Source organism: Variovorax sp. P5_A3 (genome assembly GCF_056400665.1).
In genome coordinates this window covers 421,983-440,788 of sequence record NZ_JBFUKW010000001.1, presented here as the reverse complement: position 1 = coordinate 440,788, position 18,806 = coordinate 421,983, and the positions used below count along the sequence as shown (strand labels likewise).

The following is an 18,806-nucleotide window of genomic DNA, read 5'->3' as shown; positions in this document are numbered from 1 at the left end:
AAGGGGGTTGGCGGCCACACGAAGTGGGCAAGCCTGGGGGTGAACCTAAAATGCCCGGTTTCACCCAAGTTTCAGCGCGCATGCCCAAGGTGCCTTCCTCCTCCCCGTCGGCCTCGCCGGACGCACCCGATACCGGTGCGCTGCCCGCGACCTACGAAGCCGGCCTCCAGGAGCTCGAACAACTCGTGGCCGAACTCGAATCCGGCCAGTTGCCGCTCGACCAGTTGCTCGGCAGCTACCAGCGGGGCGCAGCCCTGCTCGCGTTCTGCCGCGACAAGCTGCAAGCGGTCGAAGACCAGATCAAGGTGCTCGACGCGGGCAGCCTCAAGGTCTGGGCGGGCGAATGAAGGTCGTCGACACCCTGCGTTGGGATTCCGCCCGACTTGCCGCGTGGAGCGAGCCGAAGCTGGCCCGCGTCGAGGCCGCATTGTCCGAATGGGTCGGCGTCGACGCGCCGGTGGAACTCGGCGATGCGATGCGTTATGCCGTCCTCGACGGTGGCAAGCGATTGAGGCCACTGCTGGTCTTCGCTGCGAGCGAGGCCATCAACGGCCATGCCGAAGCCGCCTTGCGCGCAGCCTGCTCGGTCGAACTGATCCACGCCTATTCGCTGGTGCACGACGACCTGCCGTGCATGGACAACGACGTGCTGCGTCGCGGCAAGCCCACTGTGCATGTGAAGTTCGGCGAAGCCGATGCACTGCTGGCCGGCGATGCCCTGCAGGCACTGGCCTTCGAATTGCTCACGCCCGAGGGCGACGACATCGCACCGGCCGTACAGGCCAACCTGTGCCGCCTGCTGGCGCGCGCGGCTGGCAGCCAGGGCATGGCCGGTGGCCAGGCGATCGACCTGGCGAGCGTGGGACTTGCACTCGATGAAGCGCAACTGCGTGAAATGCACCGCATGAAGACCGGCGCCCTGCTGCAGGGCAGCGTTGAAATGGGCGCGGCCTGCGGCGATGCGCTCGCGCCGCACGTCCTGACCGCGTTGCGCGAATACGGCGCGGCCTTGGGCCTCGCCTTCCAGGTGGTCGACGACATCCTCGACGTCATCGCCGATTCGGAAACGCTCGGCAAGACCGCCGGCAAGGATGCCGCGAGCGACAAGCCCACCTACGTGTCGCTGCTCGGCCTTGACGGGGCCCGCACGCAGGCCCGCGAACTGCTCGATCAGGCGCTCGCCGCGCTCGACAGGAGCACACTGGCCGACGCCGGCGCGCTGCGCGCGCTGGCCCACATGGTCGTGGACCGCGACCGATAGAGAACAACAAACCTCCCCATGGCCCCGCTGCTTCCCACCATCCACGATCCCTCCGTCCTGCGGCATTTCGATCGCGCACAACTCAAGCAACTGGCCGACGAGGTTCGCACCTGCGTGCTCGACAACGTGTCGCGCACCGGCGGGCATCTCAGTTCGAACCTCGGCACGGTGGAGCTCACGGTCGCGCTGCACCACGTGTTCAACACACCCCACGACCGGCTGGTGTGGGACGTGGGCCACCAGACCTACCCGCACAAGATCCTCACCGGCCGGCGCGAGCGCATGCCCACCTTGCGGCAACTTGGCGGCATCTCCGGATTTCCGCAGCGCACCGAGAGCGAGTACGACACTTTCGGCACCGCCCATTCGTCGACCAGCATCTCGGCCGCGCTCGGCATGGCGTTGGCTGCGCGGCAGAAGGGCGAGGACCGCCATTCGGTCGCGATCATCGGCGACGGCGCCCTGACCGCCGGCATGGCCTTCGAGGCTTTGAACAACGCGGGCGTGTGCGACGACTGCAAGCTGCTGGTGATCCTGAACGACAACGACATGTCGATCAGCCCGCCGGTCGGTGCGCTCAATCGCTACCTCGCGCAGTTGATGAGCGGCAATTTCTACGCCGCCGCCAAGAACGTCGGCAAGAGCGTGCTGCGCGCGGCGCCGCCGCTCTTCGAACTGGCGAAGCGCTTCGAGCAGCATGCCAAGGGCATGGTCGTTCCGGCGACGCTGTTCGAGCAGTTCGGCTTCAACTACGTCGGGCCGATCGACGGGCACGATCTCGATTCGCTCGTGCCGACGCTCGAGAACCTCAAGCACCTGCGAGGTCCGCAGTTCCTGCACGTGGTCACAAAGAAGGGACAGGGCTACAAGCTGGCCGAGGCCGACCCCGTGGCCTATCACGGTCCTACCAAGTTCGATCCGGCCGTCGGCCTCGTCAAGCCTGCGACAGCGCCCAAGCAGACCTTCACGCAAGTCTTCGGCACCTGGCTGTGCGACATGGCCGCGCAGGATGGCCGCCTCGTGGGCATCACGCCGGCGATGCGCGAGGGCTCGGGGCTCGTCGAGTTCGAGAAGCGCTTTCCCGGTCGCTACTACGACGTGGGCATCGCCGAGCAGCATTCCGTCACCTTCGCGGCCGGGCTCGCGTGCGAGGGGCTCAAGCCCGTGGTGGCGATCTACTCGACCTTCCTGCAGCGCGCGTACGACCAACTCATCCACGACGTCGCGATCCAGAACCTGCCGGTGGTGTTCGCCCTCGACCGCGCCGGCCTTGTGGGTGCCGACGGTGCGACGCATGCGGGCGCGTACGACATCCCGTTCCTGCGCTGCGTCCCGAACATGAGCGTGGCCTGCCCCGCGGATGAGGCCGAATGCCGTCAACTGCTGACCACGGCCTACGAACAGAACCATCCTGTCGCGGTGCGTTATCCGCGTGGCGCCGGTGCCGGTGTCACGCCGCATCTCACGCTCGATGCACTGCCCTTCGGCAAGGGCGAGATCCGCCGCGAGGGCCATCGCATCGCGATCCTCGCTTTCGGCACCTTGCTCTATCCCGCACTCAAGGCGGCCGAGGCACTCGACGCCACGGTGGTCAACATGCGCTGGGCCAAGCCGCTCGACGTCGAACTGCTGTTGAAGGTCGCGGGCACGCACGATGCGATCGTCACGATCGAGGAGGGCGCCATCATGGGCGGTGCCGGCAGCGCAGTGCTGGAGGCCCTGCAGTCCGCCGGAATCCAGAAGCCCGTGCTGCAACTCGGCTTGCCCGATCGTTTCATCGAGCATGGCGATCCGGCCAAGCTGCTGGCCAGCATCGGCCTCGACGCGGAAGGCATCGAAGGCTCCATCGCGCAGCGCTTCGACAGCCTCGTCTCCGCAGGGAAAACCCGCCCCGGGGTCGTGTAAGCACTTTTTACAATGTTGCTCGACTAACCTAGTCAGCAACGCGGCCACAAGCCGCGTTCTCGTTTTCCCCCAAGCACCCGGAGTTGATTTCAATGGATCGTCGTTCCCTCATCAAAAACGCAGGCATTGCCGGCGTTCTCGCCGCCGGCATCGCGCCTGCCGTTCATGCGCAGGCCGCCGTGCGCTGGCGCCTCGCATCGAGCTTTCCCCGTTCGCTGGACACGATCTTCGGTAGTGCGGAAATGTTCTCCAAAACCATCAAGGAACTGTCGGGCGGCAAGTTCGAAGTGACGGTGCATCCCGCTGGCGAACTGATGCCTGCTTTCGGCGTCGTCGACGCGCTGCAGGGCGACAACATCGAGATGGCCCAGACCGCTGCCTACTACTTCACCGGCAAGGACCCGATCTTCGCCTTCAGCTGCGCTGTGCCTTTCGGCCTGACCGCACGCCAGACCGACTCCTGGAAGGACTACGGCAACGGCCGCAAGCTGCTCGACGCCTTCTTCGCGCAGTACAACTTCCGCACCGCCAGCGCCGGCAACACCGGCACACAGATGGGTGGCTGGTACCGCAAGGAAATCAAGACGGTCGAAGACCTCAAGGGCCTGAAGATGCGCATGGGCGGCGGCGTCTTCGGCGAAGCCATGGCCAGGCTGGGCGTGGTGTCGCAGAACATGCCGGCCGGTGACATCTACCAGGCGCTCGAAAAGGGCACGCTGGATGCGGCCGAGTTCGTCGGCCCGCACGACGACCAGAAGCTCGGCTTCAACAAGGTCGCGCCTTACTACTACTACCCGGGCTGGTGGGAAGGTGGTGCCGACCTCGAATTCTTCATCAACAACAAGGCGTTCGCCAAGCTGTCGGAAGACAACAAGGCGATCCTCATGGCCGCAACGAAGGTGGCTGCGCGCGACATGCTCGCCAAGTACGACGCCTTCAACCCGATCGCCCTGAAGAAGCTCGTGGCCGACAAGACCCAGCTCAAGGCATTCCCGAAGCCGGTGATGGACGCCGGTTTCAAGGCGTCGATGGAAGTGTTCGCCGAGCACGAAGCCAAGTCGCCCGACTTCAAGAAGATCCACCAGGACATGCGTGCTTTCCAGCGCGACCAGATTCTCTGGAACCGTGTTTCGGAGTACCCGTTCAATCAGTACGTGAACGGCGTCAAGATCTGAGCCCTTCTGTTCCGGCGCGATGCGCCGGCAACCGAAACAAAAAAACCGCGCACTGCGCGGTTTTTTCATGGGTCGTCGCAGGCTATTGCGAAGGCTTGGGCTTGAGCGAATCCTCGATGGCCTTCGTCGGATCTTCCTCCGACGGGTCGACACCCGGCGCCGCGGCGCCAGGGGCGGGTTGCGGCGCGGTCTCGCCGCTTGGGGGCGCGCCCGGCGTGAGATTCGGCGCGGGCTCGGAGCCGTAGCCTGAGTCGGAGCCGCCGGATTCGGCCGGCAGGCCCTGGCGCATCTGGTCGCCGATCTTGTCGAGGTCGTACTGTTGCTGCTTGTCCAGGCTGCCGGTGACCAGGCCCGGGAAGGCGATCAGCAAGCCCACCATGCACAGCTGGATCAGCACGAAGGGAATGGCACCGCGGTAGATCTGCATCGTGGTGATCGGCTGGATCACCTTCTTCGTCACCCGGTCGACGTAGGGCTTGTCGGGCGCCACGGACCGCAGGAAGAACAGCGCGAAGCCGAAGGGCGGATGCATGAACGAGGTCTGCATGTTCACTGCCAGCAGTACGCCGAACCAGATCAGGTCGATGCCCATCTTCTGCGCCACCGGCGCCAGCAACGGCACCACGATGAACGACAGCTCGAAGTAGTCCAGGAAGAAGGCAAGGAAGAAGATCAGCGCATTCACCAGGATCAGGAATCCGACCTGGCCGCCGGGCAGGTTGACCAGCAGGTGTTCGACCCAGATCGGGCCGTCTGCCGCCTGGAACACCAGGCTGAACACGGTGGCACCGATGAGGATGAACATCACGAAGCAGGACAGCTTGGTGGTGGATGCCAGCGCCTGCTGCAGCAGCTTGAAATCGATGCGCTTGCGCAATGCACCCATCACCAGGGCGCCCATCGCGCCCATGGCGCCGCCTTCGGTCGGCGTCGCGATGCCCAGGAAGATGGTGCCGAGCACGAGGAAGATCAGCAGCAGCGGCGGGATGAGCACGAAGGTGACGCGCTCGGCCAGCCGCGACAGCAGGTTCAGCTTGGTGATGCGGTTGAACACCGCAATGACGAATGCGACGAAGGTGCCGCCGCACATGGCCACGACGACCTTCTCGTCGGTGGGCACGGAGGTGACGACTTCTCCCTGCCACCAGCTGTGCAGGTCGGTCATGTGGCGCGCGAGCAGCACGGAGACCACCGTCGAGATGACCACCAGGATGACGAGCGAGGGGTAGCCGCCGCTGCCGTTGGGCTCGCGGTAGACGCGTGCTTCGAGCGGCAGGGCAGGCACGCGCTCGGGCTTGAAGACGGCCAGGAAGATCACCCACACCACATAGAGGCCAACCAGGAAGAAGCCCGGAATGAAGGCGCCCTTGTACATGTCGCCCACGCTCTTGCCGAGCTGGTCGGCCATGATGATGAGCACCAGCGAGGGCGGGATGATCTGCGCCAGCGTTCCCGAAGCGGCGATCACGCCGCTGCTGAGTCGGCGGTCATAGCCGTAGCGCAGCATGATCGGCAGCGAGATCAGCCCCATCGAGATCACCGAAGCCGCGACCACGCCCGTAGTGGCCGCGAGCAGCGCCCCCACGAAGATGACCGCCAGCGCCAGGCCGCCGCGCAGAGGGCCGAAGACCTGCCCGATGGTGTCGAGCAGATCCTCGGCCATGCCGCTGCGTTCGAGGATCAGCCCCATCAGCGTGAAGAAGGGCACGGCCAGCAGGGTGTCGTTGGCCATGATGCCGATGAGCCGCTGCGGCAGCCACGCCATGACCGAAGAGGGAAACACGCCGAGCTCGATGCCGACGAATCCGAAGAAGAGGCCGCAGGCCCCGAGGCTGAATGCCACCGGGAAACCCAGCAGCAGAAAGATGATGAGCCCGCCGAACATGACGGGTGCGAAATTGGCTGCAATGAACTCCATGGGGGTCTGCTCCGGGCTCAGCGTGTCTGCACAGATGGGACTGCCGCCGCTTCGTTGGCGGCGCGCTCGCGCAGTTCGTCGGCCAGTTCTTCCTCGGCGGTCTTTTCACCGAGCTTGATGGTCGGGTCGGGGCCCTGTCCGGTCAGGAAGGCCAGTCGCTTGATCAGTTCCGACCAGCCTTGCAGCATGAGCAGCGTGAAGCCGACCGGCAGCGCGAGCCAGACCGGCCAACGGATCAGGCCGCCCGAATTGCCGGACATTTCGCCCGACTGGTACTGCTGGATCACCATCGGCACGGTGTAGTACAGCACCACGATGCACAGCGGCGTCAGGAACAGGGCGAAACCGAGGATGTCGATCCAGATCTGCGTGCGCTTGGGCAAGCGGCTGCTGAGCACGTCGATGCGCACGTGTTCGCGGTTGAGAAGGGTGAACCCTGCGGCGATCAGGAAGGACCAGGCAAACAGGTACCACTGCACTTCCAGATAGGCGTTCGAACTCGTGTTGAACACCTTGCGGACGATCGCGTTGAGAGCGCTGATGGCAGTCGAAGCCAGGATGATCCAGATGGCGTACTTGCCCACCTGGGCATTGAGCCAGTCGATGGCCCGTGAAAGCTTCAGCAAGCCTTGCATTTGTCTCTCCAGTTCTTTTGAGAAGGATGCCCCCTATACGAATGAACCCGACGCGCCGGCGTCGTGTGCCAGCGGATCGGGTACATGGAGCGCCCGCGATTCTAGCGAGGGGCGAGGCCCTCATCCCCGGGGGAATGCCCCTGCATGTCGCGAGCGGTCTGCCGGTCTTCAGGTGGTGATAATTCGCCATGTCCGCGGCTTCTGAATATTCCCGGTCCGGGTATCCGTCCGGCCTTCCGCATTCGATCGACTCGCCGGACATGCGTCGCGCGGGTCGCGAGCTGCTTTCGCTGGCGCTGATCGACGCGCGCAATCACACGCTGCATCTCCTGGCCCTGTACGAGCAGGCGCTCGGTTCGGCTGCGCTGGCCGTGCCGCGGGTCGAAGGCGTCGATCCGCCTGTCTGGCTGGCCGGCCACATCGGCTGGTTCGCGGAGTGGTGGATCGCGCGCAACACGCAGCGCGCGTTCGGCGTGTCGTGCCCTGTGCGTCCGACGCGGCTCGCGGCGATCGAGCCGAACGCCGACGCCTGGTGGAACCCCTTGCAGACCGATGTGCAGGAACGGTGGTCGCCCGAGATGCCCGACCTTGCGCAGACCAAGGCTTACCTGCTTGAGACGCTGGAGAGCACGCTCGAACTGCTCGAGCATGCGGCCGAGACCGATGCCGGCCTGTACTTCTACCGGCTTGCCTTGTTCCATGAGGACCTGCGCGGCGAGCAACTGGTCGTCATGGCGCAGACACTCGGCTTGCCGCTCGGCATCGAGCTGCCGCCAGCCGCCGTCACGCGTGAGCCGCTTCTGGTGCCGTCGACGCCATGGGAGCTCGGGCTGCCGGAGGCGGGATTTGCATTCGCACAGGAACGCGGGCTGCACCAGGTCGATGTGCCGGAGTTCGAGATCGACGCGCAGCCCGTGACCTGGAGCCAGTACGTCGAGTTCGTCGACGACGGCGGTTACGACCGGGTCGAACTGTGGCGCCCCGAAGGGCTGGAATGGCTCGCGGGACAGACCGAAGGGCGTCGCGGCCCGCGACACGTCGAGCAGATCGGCGCGGCACGCCACGGCACCGGCGGCTCCGTGCTGCAGCAGCACTTCGGTCGCACCGTGCGCGCCGCTGGCAACCAGAGCGCCGTGCACGTGAGCTGGTGGGAGGCGGATGCATGGGCACGCTGGGCGGGTCGCCGGATCGCCACCGAAGTCGAGTGGGAGATCGCCGCGCACACCGCGGGGCGCCGGGGTTTCCGCTGGGCTGACGTCCACGAGTGGTGCGCGGGCACTCTGCAGCCTTGGGAAGGCTTCTCCGTCGACCCGTGGAGTGAAGGCACCGAGTTCGATCCGCAGGCGGCTTTCGGCAAGGCGCGCGTGCTGCGCGGCGCGTCGTTCGCGACGCGTGCGCGCCTGCGGTCGCCCAAGCGCCGCGGCTTTGCGTTGCCCGGGCGCGACGACGGATTCTTCGGTTTCAGGACCTGCTCGCTGTAGTGCGCCTCGGCCAGCTCAGCGGTGCGTGCGGTCGTCGAAGGCGAGTGCAAAGGCGCGTTCGAGTTCGGCGTGCAGTGCTTCGATCTGCGGTGCCAGGCGGGCCTGCGCCTCGCGCTCGGCTCGCAACAGCTTGTCGCCGAACTCGGAGAGCTGCGCGGAACGTCCCTGGTCGCCTGTGACCAGTGCCCGGCCCAGCGTCTGTTCCCAGCGCTTGAGTTCGCCCCACACATGTCGATAGGAAAAGCCGAGCGCCCGGGCGGCGGCCGAGATCGAGCCGTGCTCATGCACCGCTTGAAGCAGATCCATGAGCGGATTGCGGATCAGGGTGCTTCCGTTGCGGCGCGGCGCGATGGCGTAGGAGAGTTCGATCTGTTGCACGGGGTGTGCAGGCGAGAGGGGGTTCATCGGTCCATCGGGAGGTAGAGACTCTCCTTGACCTCTTCCATCACGATGTAGCTGCGCGACTCCGCCGTGACCGGCAGCTTCTTCAGCAGGTCGCCGAGCAGGTTGCGGTAGTCGCTCATGGCGCGCAGGCGGGCCTTGATGAGATAGTCGAAACCGCCGGACACCAGATGGCATTCCATCACCTCCGGCACGTGCAGCAACTCCTTGCGCACCTTGTCGAAGACGTCGCCCGACTTGGACGACAGTGTGATCTCGACGAACACCAGCAGCGTCTTGCCGATGGCCTGTGGATCGATGCGGGCGTGGTAGCCGGTGATCACGCCGTCGCGCTCCATCCGCCGCACGCGCTCGGAACAGGGGGAGGTGGACAGGCCGATCTGCTCGGCCAGATCGGTCATCGAAATGCGCCCCTGCCGCTGCAGGAAGTCGAGGATTTTCCGGTCGGTGCGATCGAGATCGATCATTTCACTTCTCCAGGCCCCATTGGGCTCCAAAATCAGAAAAAACCACTGCCTGACTGCCAAAGTTCGGTGGAGTTTACGGCCAACGGTTGAATATGCTTGACCTGTTTCCTGTACTCAAGGGGTTTTTCGATGAAAGTGATCGTTCTGGGCGGCGGTGTCATCGGTGTCACGACCGCTTATTACCTGGCACGCGCCGGCGCCGAGGTGACGCTTGTCGATCGTCAGGACGGCCCCGCGCAGGAAACCAGCTTCGCCAACGCCGGGCAGGTCTCGCCCGGCTATTCGACGCCTTGGGCGGCACCCGGCATTCCGCTGAAGGCACTGAAGTGGATGTTCCAGAAGCACGCGCCCCTGTCGATCCGCCCGGACGGCACGCTGTTCCAGTTGCGCTGGATGGCCGCCATGCTGAAGAACTGTTCGCCGGAGCGCTACGCGGTGAACAAGGAACGCATGATGCGCGTCGCCGAATACAGCCGGGACTGCCTGCGCGAATTGCGTGCCGAGACCGGCATTCGCTACGAGCACCGCACGCAGGGCACGCTGCAGCTGTTTCGCACCCAGGCGCAGCTCGACGCGGTGCAGCGCGACGTCGCCGTGTTGCAGGAATGCGGCGTTCCCTATCAATTGCTCGACCGCAGCCAACTCGCATCGGTCGAGCCGGCCCTGGCGCACACGGGCGACCTGCTTGCCGGCGGCTTGCGCCTGCCGAACGACGAGACGGGCGATTGCAATCTCTTCACGCGCGGCCTGGCCGACATCGCGCGCGGGCTCGGCGTCAACTTCCGCTTCGAGCAAAGCGTGGATGGGCTGATCACGGAGGCCGGCCGTATCACCGGCGTTCGCCTGGGCGGCGGGTCTCGCGAAGTGCTGACCGCCGACCGCTACGTGCTCGCCTTCGGCAGCTATTCGCGCGACTTCATCGCGCCGCTGGGTCTGGACATTCCCGTGTATCCGGTCAAGGGTTATTCGCTGACGGTGCCGTTGATCGATCCGTCGGCGGCGCCGCAATCGACCGTGCTCGACGAGACCTACAAAGTCGCGGTCACGCGCTTCGACGACCGCATCCGCGTGGGCGGCATGGCCGAACTGGGCGGCTTCGATCTGCGGCTGAATCCGCGCCGGCGCGAGACGCTCGAGCGCGTCATCACCGACCTGTTCCCCTGTGGCGACCTCCCTCGCGCCACGTTCTGGACGGGCCTGCGTCCGATGACGCCGGACAGCACGCCCATCGTGGGCGCCACCCCTTACGCCAACCTGTACCTGAACACCGGCCACGGCACCCTGGGCTGGACCATGGCCTGCGGCTCCGGCAAGGTGGTGGCCGACCAGGTGATGGGGCGTCGGCCGGACATCCGTACGGACGGGCTTTCGGTCGATCGCTACGTCGCGCCTCATTCGGGTCCGCGCGGCGCATCGGTGCCGGTGGGGGCGCCTGCCTGAGTCCCGCCCGGGATTGTCGGGCGGTCAAAAGGTGGCGATGATCGGCGCCTGCACTCGTTTTCCATGCACCCATGAGCCTCACCATTCCCGACATCGTCCACCTGTTCGAATCCAAGGGCCACGCCCAGTACGACGGCGAGCCGGTGACGCAGCTCCAGCACGCCTTGCAATCCGCGCATCTGGCGGAAAGCGAAGGTGCAGACAGCGCCCTGATCACGGCATCGCTGCTGCATGACCTGGGCCACCTGCTGCACGACTTCGGCGGAACGCCGACCCAGCAGGGGCTGGACGATCTCCACCAGTACCGCTGCCTGCCCTTCCTCCGCCCGCTGTTCGGCGCGGCGACGGTGGAACCGATCCGCCTGCACGTGGACGCCAAGCGCTTCCTGTGCGCCCGCGTGACCGGTTATCTCGAAGCGCTGTCGGCCGATTCGAAGCGCAGCCTCGCACTGCAAGGCGGCGTGTTCGACGAGGCACAGGCCCAAGCCTTCGAGGCCTTGCCCTTTGCCAGCGACGCGGTTCGACTGCGGCAATGGGACGACACGGCCAAGTCCGCCGACGCCGTGGTGCCGGACCTCGCGCACTTCGTCCGCCACATGGAAGTCTGCGCGGCCGATCATCGGCGCGCGATGGCGGCCTAGGACCTTTCGTTCCGGAGGGCCGGGGAGGAGGCGCATGACCTCCCACGTCATCGACCCGCGGCGTGGTCGCGGCGACCATTCATTCAACCCGCGCTGTTGCGGGTCGTGAACACTGAAAGGATTCGCCATGAACACCGCCACGCCCGATGCCGGCCGCGTCGCCGAGCACTACATCGCCGTATGGAACGAGACCGATGAAGCCCGTCGGTTGAAGATGCTGGAAACCCACTGGGCCGCCGATGCGCACTACGTCGACCCCATCATGCAGGGCAGCGGCCGCACGCAGATCAGCGCGCTGGTAGGCGGCGTCCACCAGCGCTACCCCGGTTTCCGCTTTGCACTCAAGGGCCGCCCCGACGGCCACGGTGATCAACTGCGCTTCTCATGGACCCTCGGCCCGAGCGGCTCGGAGGATCTCATCGAGGGAACCGACTTCGTGCAACTGGAGGCAGGCAAGCTGCGCTTCGTGACAGGCTTCCTGGACAAGGTCCCGGCAGCGGCCTGACGCACGCGCGGCGCGTTGGAGCCGGCGTCAGCCGGCTTGTGCCTGTTCGAGCTCCTGCCGAATCAGCGACGCGCTCCCCGGTCGCACGAGACGCCCGACCTCCTGGCCGTCCCGCATGAAGACCAGCGTAGGCCACAGCTTGACCCGAAACGATCGCCCCAGAGGCCGCCCGCTCCCATCCTCGATCTTGAGATGGCGCAGCGGCGGCGCATCGGCCAAGGCCTCCGAGATCAGCGGTTGCGCCGCCTTGCAGAAGCCGCACCAGTCGGTGCCGAATTCAATCACCGTGAGCCCAGGCAGAGCGTCGACCTCCGCCCGAGACGGTGTCACAGTCGCATAACTTTGGTTCATCCCAAGATTCTGCTCGACCGTCGCCATCTCCGCTCGACCGAGGCCGGCGAAGCCTGGCCCGTTGGTGAAACACCGCGGAACCGGCTCAGCCGGGCCGCTGGTGTTGCCCCCTGCAGGGGGTGGAGAGCGACACGAAGTGCGCGAGCCTGGGGGTTAGCTAATCAGCCTTCCGTTGGCGCTGATGACCGCCACGTCGACAAACTGGTTGCCTTCGCGATTGCTGTGTCCGAAATTGATCTTCACGCCGCCCAGATCGAAGGATTCGATGCGTTCCAGGCCCTGCATCACTGCGGCGCGTGTCGGCGTCGGCCCCGCACGGCGCAGGCCTTCCGCGAGCACGCAGGCATCCATGTAGCCTTCCAGGCTCGGCAGCGAAAAGTCCTTGGCGCCGCTGGCCAGCATGTCGGCCTGGTAGCGCCGGACGATCTCGAACTTCGTCGCATAGGGCGAAGGCACGACGATCGCGAAACCCAATCCGTGCGCGAGATCACCCATGGCGCCGAGCGAGCCGGCCGTGATCGACAAACCGTAGGCGCTGCTCTTGCCGCCTGCGGCGCGGAACGCGCGCACGAAGGCCGGCGCGGTGCCGGCCAGGCCGATGATGACGATCTGCGGCTTGGCTTCGGCGATCTTCTGCGCCGCGGGCTCCACTTCCATGCTGGTGGTGCCCGGCGTGCTGGCGATCACGGCCGGCTCGAGCTTGACCTTGGCAAGCGAAGCCTTGAACCCGGCGAGCAAGGATTGGCCCAGCGGATCGTTCGAGTACACGATGCCGATGCGCGACTGGCCGAGCACGGCCGCGGTGGCGATCAGCTTGTCGATTTCCTGGTCGTAGTTGGCGCGTACCCAGAAGGTGTTGGGCGCGGCCTTCTTGCGCAGCGACACCGTGCCGGTGTTGGGCCCGACCACCGCCATGCCGGGCACCGCATCGCTCACTTCCGCGGTCTGGCGCGTTCCCAGCGGATGCACCATCGCGAGGACCGAGTTGTCGGCGTAGAAGGCTTGCGCGTTGGCCTTGGCGTTGTCGGGCTTGAACTGGTCGTCCGCCATCACGAGCTCGACCTTGGTGCCGTTGATGCCGCCCGCACGGTTGAGCGCATTGAAATACGCGCTCGATCCGAGGAACAGGCCCGTGCCGTTGGCCTTCTCGACGCTGCTGTTGTCGAATGTGGCGCCGATGCGGATGGTCCTGGCCTGCGCAAACACCGGCAATCCCATGCTCGCTGCCGCGGCGACGCCGGTCATGCGCGTCAGGACCTGGCGTCGGGTCGGCTTCGGCGACAAGGAAAAGGTGCGGGCCTCGGATGCGCTCATGGTCAAACGTCCCAGTCGTGCCGCCGATCCGGCGCGCAAGTAATTGCAGACAAAGAATAGCAACGAAATGTAAGGGAGTCCCGCGCGGAAGGAAAGCGCCGTGTGGTGAACGGCACGAAGCCGGGCGTGAGATTCTCGACGCCGGGCGGCGTCCGCAAGGTCCTCAGGACGGCGATCGCGGGCTGCGAGGCAGCTTGCGGTAGACGGTCGCGCGACTGATGCCCAGCGAGCGGGCCGCTTCCGCCACGTTGCCGCGCGCATCGTCGACCGCCTTGCGGATCAGCGCGGTCTCGACGTCCCGCAGGCGCGGCCGGGTCGCGCCGGGTGTGGATGCCGGCACCGACACCGACGAATCGACAAGCTGCGGACGCGCCTGCACCCGCAGTCCCGACCAGAGGGGCACTTCGACAACGGCGTCCCCCCGGCGCGCCGCATCGAACAGCATCTGCGGCGGCAGCGCGAAGAGATCGTTGCAGTGCAGCGCCGGATGGGCGCCGAGCGGTTGGTGCAGCATGTGGCGCGCGGCCGCATTGGCGCCGGTCACGTTGCCGTCGGCGTCGATGCACAGGAGCCCCTCGGTGTCCGCGCCGGTCGCGCATCCCGGCCAGCCGATCCGCAGCAGCAGGTCACAGGGATGGCGTTGCACCAGCGCGTTCTCGATGCTGCGCGCCGACAGCGCAGCCAGGTGCCGCAGTTCGGGGCGCTCGACCACCTGAACGCCGGTCAGGTCCAGCATGCCGATGCAATCGCCCTGGGGGCCGAACAGCGGCGCGCCCGCGCAGCTGTAGATGCTGGTGTCGTCGAAGAAGTGTTCGCCGCGATGCAGCCACACGGATTCATGCTCCGCGAGCGCCGCGCCGATGGCCGTGGTGCCGACCGCGCGCTCCGACAAGTCCACGCCGATCCGCGCGATGTCGTGTGCGTACCGGGCCGACGATTCGCTGCCGCCGGGCAGGGTGCCGATGTCGACCACGATGCCGTCCGCGTCGGTCAGGATGGCAAAGTAGCGCGTGTCGGCGATCGCACGGGACAGCYGGTCAAGCACGGGCCGCGCCGCAGTGACGAGTGCCTGGCTGCGCTCGGCCACGCGCCTTGCGCCTTGTGCCGATACCGGATCGAAACTCACGCGTTCCCTGGGTTCATGACCCGCCGCCAGGCAACGTTGCCATGAGCGCACGAGCCAGGGCTCGACCCACCTCCCTGGAGCGCCGGACGGCAACTCGCCGTCGATCCATTCGCGCCGCGCCTGGGCGATGGAAACAGCGCGCTCGGGCAAGGTCGAAGCGGAGGGGACATTCATCGTGTGGTTCGGGCCTGAAGCGGCGCCGGGTGGGAGTCTCGCCGAACGGCAGGCTGTTTCATTTTGAGAATTTCAGGAGCCGCGCGCAAGCGCCTAGGGTTTTGCCTAGGATGATGGTCAGGTCGCGCGTCCAAGATTCAAAACGCCGAAATCAGCCATCACCTACAACGGAGACAGCCACATGCAGGTTCTTTTTACGGTCAACGGCCGCGAGGTCACGGTCGACGCGCCGCCCAACACCTTCCTCGTGCACGCGATCCGCGAGCATCTCCACCTCACCGGAACGCATGTCGGCTGCGACACCGCGCAGTGCGGCGCCTGCACCGTCCACGTCAACGGCCGCGCGATCAAGTCGTGCAATGTGCTGGTGGCGCAGGTGGCCGGCGCGAAGATCACCACCATCGAAGGTATCGCCCAGCCCGACGGCACGATGCATCCGATGCAGGCGGCCTTCAAGGAATGCCACGGCCTGCAATGCGGCTTCTGCACGCCGGGCATGGTGATGAGCGCCATCGACCTGTGCACGCACCATCCCAAGTCGAGCGAGACCGAGATCCGCGAACTGCTCGACGGCAACCTCTGCCGCTGTACCGGCTACCAGAACATCGTGAAGGCCGTCCAGATGGGCGGCGAGGCGATGGCCGCTGCTCCCGCCAAAGCAACGGCCTCGGCCTGAGGAGCACGACATGGGTGCATCCGACTTTGCAAGCCTCCCGCACATCGGCGAGGCCCTCCGGCGCAAGGAAGACTATCGCTTCCTGACTGGCGCAGGCCAGTACACCGACGACGTGACGATGGCCAACCAGAGCCATGCCGTGTTCGTGCGTTCGCCGCACGCGCACGCAAAGATCAAGTCCATCGACATCGCCGATGCGCTGAAGATGCCCGGCGTGGTCGGCATCTTCAGCGGCAAGGACATCGAGGGCAAGATGGGCGGGCTGCCTTGCGGCTGGCTCATCAACAACCCCGACGGCACGCCGATGAAGGAGCCGATGCACCCGATCCTCGCGATCAACAAGGTGCGCTATGTCGGCGACCACGTCGCGATGGTCGTGGCCGAGACGGTCGAGCAGGCGAAGAACGCCGCCGAGGCCGTGGTGGTCGACTACGACGTTCTGGCGCCGCTGGTCAGCGTGGCCGATGCCGCGAAGAAGCAGAGTGGCGTCACCATTCACGACGAAGCACCCGACAACCAGTGCTACAAGTGGACGATCGGCGACAAGGCAGGCGTGGATGCCGCCTTTGCCAACGCAGCGCACGTGACGAAGCTCGACCTGGTGAACAACCGGCTGATTCCGAACGCGATCGAGCCGCGCGTCGCCATCGGCAATTACAGCCGTGGGAACGATGAATACGTCCTCTACGTCTCCAACCAGAATCCGCACGTCGAACGGCTCCTGATGACGGCCTTCGTGCTCGGCCTGCCGGAGCACAAGGTGCGCGTGATCGCGCCGGACGTGGGTGGCGGCTTCGGCTCCAAGATCTATCTCTATGCGGAGGACGTGTGCCTGACCTGGGCCGCGAAGCAGCTCAACCGCAGCATCAAGTGGACTGCCGAGCGCTCCGAGGCGTTCCTCTCCGATGCGCATGGCCGCGACCACGTGAGCCACGCCGAGATGGCGATGGATGCGCAGGGCAAGTTCCTCGCGATGCGCGTGCATACCGACTGCAACCTCGGTGCGTATCTGTCGACCTTTGCGACGGCAGTGCCGACCATCCTCTACGCGACCCTGCTCGCGGGCCAGTACACGACGCCGCAGATCTTTGTCGAAGTCGACGCCTGGTTCACCAACACCGCGCCGGTCGATGCCTACCGCGGCGCGGGCCGGCCCGAGGCCACCTACCTGCTCGAACGGCTGGTGTCGCGCTGCGCCTGGGAAATGAACCTGGGCCAGGACGAAATCCGCAAGCGCAACTTCATCACCACCTTCCCGTACCAGACGCCGGTGGCGCTGCAGTACGACACGGGCGACTTCCACGCCTGCATGGACAAGGCCCAGACGCTGGCCGACGTGGCCGGCTTCGCGCAGCGCAAGTCCGCGAGCGAGGCCAAGGGCAGGCTGCGCGGCATCGGGTACTCGAGCTACATCGAGGCTTGCGGCATCGCGCCGTCGAACATCGCGGGTGCGCTCGGCGCGCGCGCGGGCCTGTTCGAGTGCGGTGAGATCCGCGTGCATCCGACGGGCAGCGTCACCGTGTTCACCGGCTCGCACAGCCATGGGCAAGGCCACGAGACCACCTTCGCGCAGGTCGTCGCGGCGCGGCTCGGCATTGCGGTCGAGGCGGTAGACGTGGTGCACGGTGACACCGGCCGCGTGCCCTTCGGCATGGGCACCTACGGTTCGCGCTCGATCTCGGTCGGCGGCGCGGCGATCATGAAGGCCCTCGACAAGATCGAGGCCAAGGCCAAGAAGATCGCGGCCCACCTGATGGAAGCGAGCGACGCCGACATCGAGTTCGCCAACGGCGAATTCACCGTCAAGGGCACCGACAAGAAGATCCCCTTCGGCCAGGTGGCGCTGACGGCCTACGTGCCGCACAACTACCCGCTCGACAAGCTGGAGCCGGGCCTGAACGAGACCGCCTTCTACGACCCGACCAACTTCACCTTCCCCGGCGGCACCTACATCTGCGAGGTCGAGATCGACAGGCAGACGGGTGAGACGAAGATCGATCGCTTCACCGCGGTCGACGACTTCGGCACCATCATCAATCCGATGATCGTGGAAGGGCAGGTGCTCGGCGGCCTGGTACAGGGCATCGGCCAGGCGCTGATGGAGAACTGCGTCTACGACAACGAGACCGGCCAGTTGCTCACCGGCAGCTTCATGGACTACGCCATGCCGCGCGCCGAGGACTTCCCGATGTTCAAGCTCGACACCGTGTGCACGCCCTGCACGCACAACCCGCTCGGCACCAAGGGTTGCGGCGAGGCGGGCGCCATCGGTTCTCCGCCTGCGGTCATCAATGCCGTGCTCGATGCGCTGGCGCCGCTCGGCGTCAAGGACTTCGACATGCCGGCGTCGCCGCACCGTGTCTGGGAAGCGATGCAGAAGGGCAGCGTCAGCTCCACGCAGCAACCGCAGCAGCCCTCGCTGGCCGCCAGCACCCAAGGCCGTCCGGCTCCCTGAACACGGAAGGAAATCACCATGTACGCCTTCACCCTCGAACGTCCCACCACCCTGGCCGATGCCGTCAAGCTGGCCGCAGCGGGCGCGAAGCCGCTGGCCGGCGGCCAGACGCTTCTGGCCTCGATGAAGCTGCGCCTGTCGGCGCCCGAGCAACTCGCCGACCTGAGTGGCATCAAGGAACTCACCGGCATCACCAAGGAGGGCAATGCCTTCCTGATCGGCGCGATGTCGCGGCATCTCGATGTCGCGAACAACGCCGACATCAAGGCCGCCTACCCGGCGCTCGCCGATCTCGCGTCGCGCATCGGCGACCGGCAGGTGCGTGCCATGGGCACCATGGGCGGATCCGTCGCCAACAACGATCCTGCCGCGTGCTACCCCAGCGCGGTGCTCGGCTCGGGCGCGACCATCGTCACCACGCAGCGGGAAATCGCGGCGGATGATTTCTTCCTCGGCCTCTTCACCACCGCACTGACGGACGGCGAACTGATCAAGGCGATCCGCTTTCCGATCCCGAAGCGGGCGGCCTACGAGAAGCTGCGCCAGAAGGCGTCGAACTTCCCGCTCGTCGGCATCTTCGTCGCGCAGTACGACGGGGGCGTGCGCGTCGCGGTCACCGGCGCCGGCAATGGCGTGTTCAGGCACACCGGGCTGGAAGATGCGTTGACGAAGAGCTTCACGCCCGAGGCTGCCGCCGGCGTGAAGATCGATTCGAGCGATCTCAACAGCGACCTGCATGCGACAGCCGCCTACCGTGGCAATCTCATCAGCGTACTCACTCAGCGAGCAGTCAAGAAGGCGCTCGGCTAAAAGGATGGCCCCCACGCTCGGCACTGCGTGTCCTCGCTGCCCCCCGAGGGGGCCGCAGGCCGCCTTGGGG

17 protein-coding genes and 1 pseudogene are annotated in these 18,806 nt (G+C 66.1%); 11 read left to right on the top strand and 7 right to left on the bottom strand.

Translation table 11 applies throughout. The features are described from left to right. The first annotated feature begins 80 nt into the window (after positions 1-80). From xseB to AC1D3B_RS01985, 4 genes are all read left to right on the top strand, one after another. Entirely contained in the window at positions 81-347 is a 267-nt protein-coding gene (gene xseB, locus AC1D3B_RS02000; protein ID WP_478189008.1) for an exodeoxyribonuclease VII small subunit, read from the top strand. Continuing rightward, the gene (locus AC1D3B_RS01995) at positions 344-1,261 is read left to right on the top strand and encodes a polyprenyl synthetase family protein (protein WP_478188975.1); all 918 of its coding nucleotides are present in this window, start codon (positions 344-346) and stop codon (positions 1,259-1,261) included. The genes xseB and AC1D3B_RS01995 overlap by 4 nt, the downstream gene beginning before the upstream one ends. Before the next feature lie 18 nt (positions 1,262-1,279). Beyond that, positions 1,280-3,166 (top strand): 1-deoxy-D-xylulose-5-phosphate synthase, encoded by a 1,887-nt coding sequence (gene dxs, locus AC1D3B_RS01990; RefSeq protein ID WP_478188974.1) that lies wholly within the window; start codon positions 1,280-1,282, stop codon positions 3,164-3,166. A 92-nt stretch (positions 3,167-3,258) separates the two neighbouring features. After that, on the top strand, positions 3,259-4,341 hold the full coding sequence (locus tag AC1D3B_RS01985) for a TRAP transporter substrate-binding protein (protein ID WP_478188973.1): 1,083 nt from the start codon (positions 3,259-3,261) through the stop codon (positions 4,339-4,341). A gap of 82 nt (positions 4,342-4,423) precedes the next feature. On the opposite strand, the gene AC1D3B_RS01980 is transcribed toward AC1D3B_RS01985, so the two are convergent. Together AC1D3B_RS01980 and AC1D3B_RS01975 are read right to left on the bottom strand one after the other, a co-directional pair. Then, the gene (locus tag AC1D3B_RS01980; RefSeq protein ID WP_478188972.1) at positions 4,424-6,259 is read right to left on the bottom strand and encodes a TRAP transporter large permease; all 1,836 of its coding nucleotides are present in this window, start codon (positions 6,257-6,259) and stop codon (positions 4,424-4,426) included. A gap of 17 nt (positions 6,260-6,276) precedes the next feature. Continuing rightward, a complete protein-coding gene (locus AC1D3B_RS01975) occupies positions 6,277-6,894 on the bottom strand; it encodes a TRAP transporter small permease subunit (protein ID WP_478188971.1) in 618 nt (205 codons plus the stop codon). Between the two features lie 188 nt (positions 6,895-7,082). On the opposite strand from AC1D3B_RS01975, the gene AC1D3B_RS01970 reads away from it, so the two are divergent. Continuing rightward, positions 7,083-8,375, top strand: coding sequence for an SUMF1/EgtB/PvdO family nonheme iron enzyme (locus AC1D3B_RS01970; protein WP_478188970.1), 1,293 nt, complete (start codon positions 7,083-7,085; stop codon positions 8,373-8,375). 21 nt (positions 8,376-8,396) lie between these two features. On the opposite strand, the pseudogene AC1D3B_RS01965 reads toward AC1D3B_RS01970, so the two are convergent. Then, a pseudogene (locus tag AC1D3B_RS01965) lies at positions 8,397-8,753 on the bottom strand (winged helix-turn-helix domain-containing protein); the annotation flags it as partial. A 23-nt stretch (positions 8,754-8,776) separates the two neighbouring features. Then, positions 8,777-9,244, bottom strand: a complete 468-nt coding sequence (locus AC1D3B_RS01960) for a winged helix-turn-helix transcriptional regulator (RefSeq protein ID WP_478188969.1) — start codon at positions 9,242-9,244, stop codon at positions 8,777-8,779. Between the two features lie 129 nt (positions 9,245-9,373). On the opposite strand from AC1D3B_RS01960, the gene AC1D3B_RS01955 reads away from it, so the two are divergent. From AC1D3B_RS01955 to AC1D3B_RS01945, 3 genes are all read left to right on the top strand, one after another. Next, a complete protein-coding gene (locus AC1D3B_RS01955) occupies positions 9,374-10,684 on the top strand; it encodes a D-amino acid dehydrogenase (RefSeq protein WP_478188968.1) in 1,311 nt (436 codons plus the stop codon). Positions 10,685-10,755: 71 nt separating this feature from the next. After that, positions 10,756-11,325 (top strand): phosphonate degradation HD-domain oxygenase, encoded by a 570-nt coding sequence (locus tag AC1D3B_RS01950; RefSeq protein ID WP_478188967.1) that lies wholly within the window; start codon positions 10,756-10,758, stop codon positions 11,323-11,325. 127 nt (positions 11,326-11,452) lie between these two features. Then, entirely contained in the window at positions 11,453-11,830 is a 378-nt protein-coding gene (locus AC1D3B_RS01945; RefSeq protein WP_478188966.1) for a nuclear transport factor 2 family protein, read from the top strand. Positions 11,831-11,857: 27 nt separating this feature from the next. Here AC1D3B_RS01945 and AC1D3B_RS01940 read toward each other — a convergent pair whose 3' ends face one another. The 3 genes from AC1D3B_RS01940 to AC1D3B_RS01930 form a co-directional block, all read right to left on the bottom strand. Next, positions 11,858-12,181 (bottom strand): thioredoxin family protein, encoded by a 324-nt coding sequence (locus tag AC1D3B_RS01940; protein ID WP_478188965.1) that lies wholly within the window; start codon positions 12,179-12,181, stop codon positions 11,858-11,860. A gap of 153 nt (positions 12,182-12,334) precedes the next feature. Beyond that, positions 12,335-13,495, bottom strand: coding sequence for an ABC transporter substrate-binding protein (locus AC1D3B_RS01935; protein ID WP_478188964.1), 1,161 nt, complete (start codon positions 13,493-13,495; stop codon positions 12,335-12,337). A gap of 163 nt (positions 13,496-13,658) precedes the next feature. Then, positions 13,659-14,795 carry a helix-turn-helix domain-containing protein gene (locus AC1D3B_RS01930; protein ID WP_478188963.1) on the bottom strand — a complete coding sequence of 379 codons (1,137 nt, stop codon included), beginning with the start codon at positions 14,793-14,795 and terminating at the stop codon, positions 13,659-13,661. Positions 14,796-14,976: 181 nt separating this feature from the next. Between AC1D3B_RS01930 and AC1D3B_RS01925 the strand changes: the two genes are divergently transcribed. The 3 genes from AC1D3B_RS01925 to AC1D3B_RS01915 are packed head-to-tail and all read left to right on the top strand — an operon-like array spanning position 14,977 to position 18,736. After that, the gene (locus AC1D3B_RS01925; protein WP_478188962.1) at positions 14,977-15,471 is read left to right on the top strand and encodes a (2Fe-2S)-binding protein; all 495 of its coding nucleotides are present in this window, start codon (positions 14,977-14,979) and stop codon (positions 15,469-15,471) included. 10 nt (positions 15,472-15,481) lie between these two features. Continuing rightward, positions 15,482-17,926 (top strand): xanthine dehydrogenase family protein molybdopterin-binding subunit, encoded by a 2,445-nt coding sequence (locus AC1D3B_RS01920; RefSeq protein WP_478188961.1) that lies wholly within the window; start codon positions 15,482-15,484, stop codon positions 17,924-17,926. A gap of 18 nt (positions 17,927-17,944) precedes the next feature. After that, positions 17,945-18,736 carry an FAD binding domain-containing protein gene (locus AC1D3B_RS01915; RefSeq protein WP_478188960.1) on the top strand — a complete coding sequence of 264 codons (792 nt, stop codon included), beginning with the start codon at positions 17,945-17,947 and terminating at the stop codon, positions 18,734-18,736. The last annotated feature ends 70 nt before the right edge of the window (positions 18,737-18,806 follow it).

Excerpts from the sequence above, each read along its gene's own strand:
- AC1D3B_RS01955 (WP_478188968.1), top strand. The coding sequence starts at position 9,374 with ATGAAAGTGATCGTTCTGGGCGGCGGTGTCATCGGTGTCACGACCGCT.
- AC1D3B_RS01940 (WP_478188965.1), bottom strand. The coding sequence starts at position 12,181 with ATGAACCAAAGTTATGCGACTGTGACACCGTCTCGGGCGGAGGTCGAC.
- AC1D3B_RS01970 (WP_478188970.1), top strand. The coding sequence starts at position 7,083 with ATGTCCGCGGCTTCTGAATATTCCCGGTCCGGGTATCCGTCCGGCCTT.
- AC1D3B_RS01980 (WP_478188972.1), bottom strand. The coding sequence starts at position 6,259 with ATGGAGTTCATTGCAGCCAATTTCGCACCCGTCATGTTCGGCGGGCTC.
- AC1D3B_RS01995 (WP_478188975.1), top strand. The coding sequence starts at position 344 with ATGAAGGTCGTCGACACCCTGCGTTGGGATTCCGCCCGACTTGCCGCG.
- dxs (WP_478188974.1), top strand. The coding sequence starts at position 1,280 with ATGGCCCCGCTGCTTCCCACCATCCACGATCCCTCCGTCCTGCGGCAT.
- AC1D3B_RS01920 (WP_478188961.1), top strand. The coding sequence starts at position 15,482 with ATGGGTGCATCCGACTTTGCAAGCCTCCCGCACATCGGCGAGGCCCTC.
- xseB (WP_478189008.1), top strand. The coding sequence starts at position 81 with ATGCCCAAGGTGCCTTCCTCCTCCCCGTCGGCCTCGCCGGACGCACCC.
- AC1D3B_RS01915 (WP_478188960.1), top strand. The coding sequence starts at position 17,945 with ATGTACGCCTTCACCCTCGAACGTCCCACCACCCTGGCCGATGCCGTC.
- AC1D3B_RS01950 (WP_478188967.1), top strand. The coding sequence starts at position 10,756 with ATGAGCCTCACCATTCCCGACATCGTCCACCTGTTCGAATCCAAGGGC.
- AC1D3B_RS01925 (WP_478188962.1), top strand. The coding sequence starts at position 14,977 with ATGCAGGTTCTTTTTACGGTCAACGGCCGCGAGGTCACGGTCGACGCG.
- AC1D3B_RS01975 (WP_478188971.1), bottom strand. The coding sequence starts at position 6,894 with ATGCAAGGCTTGCTGAAGCTTTCACGGGCCATCGACTGGCTCAATGCC.
- AC1D3B_RS01985 (WP_478188973.1), top strand. The coding sequence starts at position 3,259 with ATGGATCGTCGTTCCCTCATCAAAAACGCAGGCATTGCCGGCGTTCTC.
- AC1D3B_RS01960 (WP_478188969.1), bottom strand. The coding sequence starts at position 9,244 with ATGATCGATCTCGATCGCACCGACCGGAAAATCCTCGACTTCCTGCAG.
- AC1D3B_RS01945 (WP_478188966.1), top strand. The coding sequence starts at position 11,453 with ATGAACACCGCCACGCCCGATGCCGGCCGCGTCGCCGAGCACTACATC.
- AC1D3B_RS01935 (WP_478188964.1), bottom strand. The coding sequence starts at position 13,495 with ATGAGCGCATCCGAGGCCCGCACCTTTTCCTTGTCGCCGAAGCCGACC.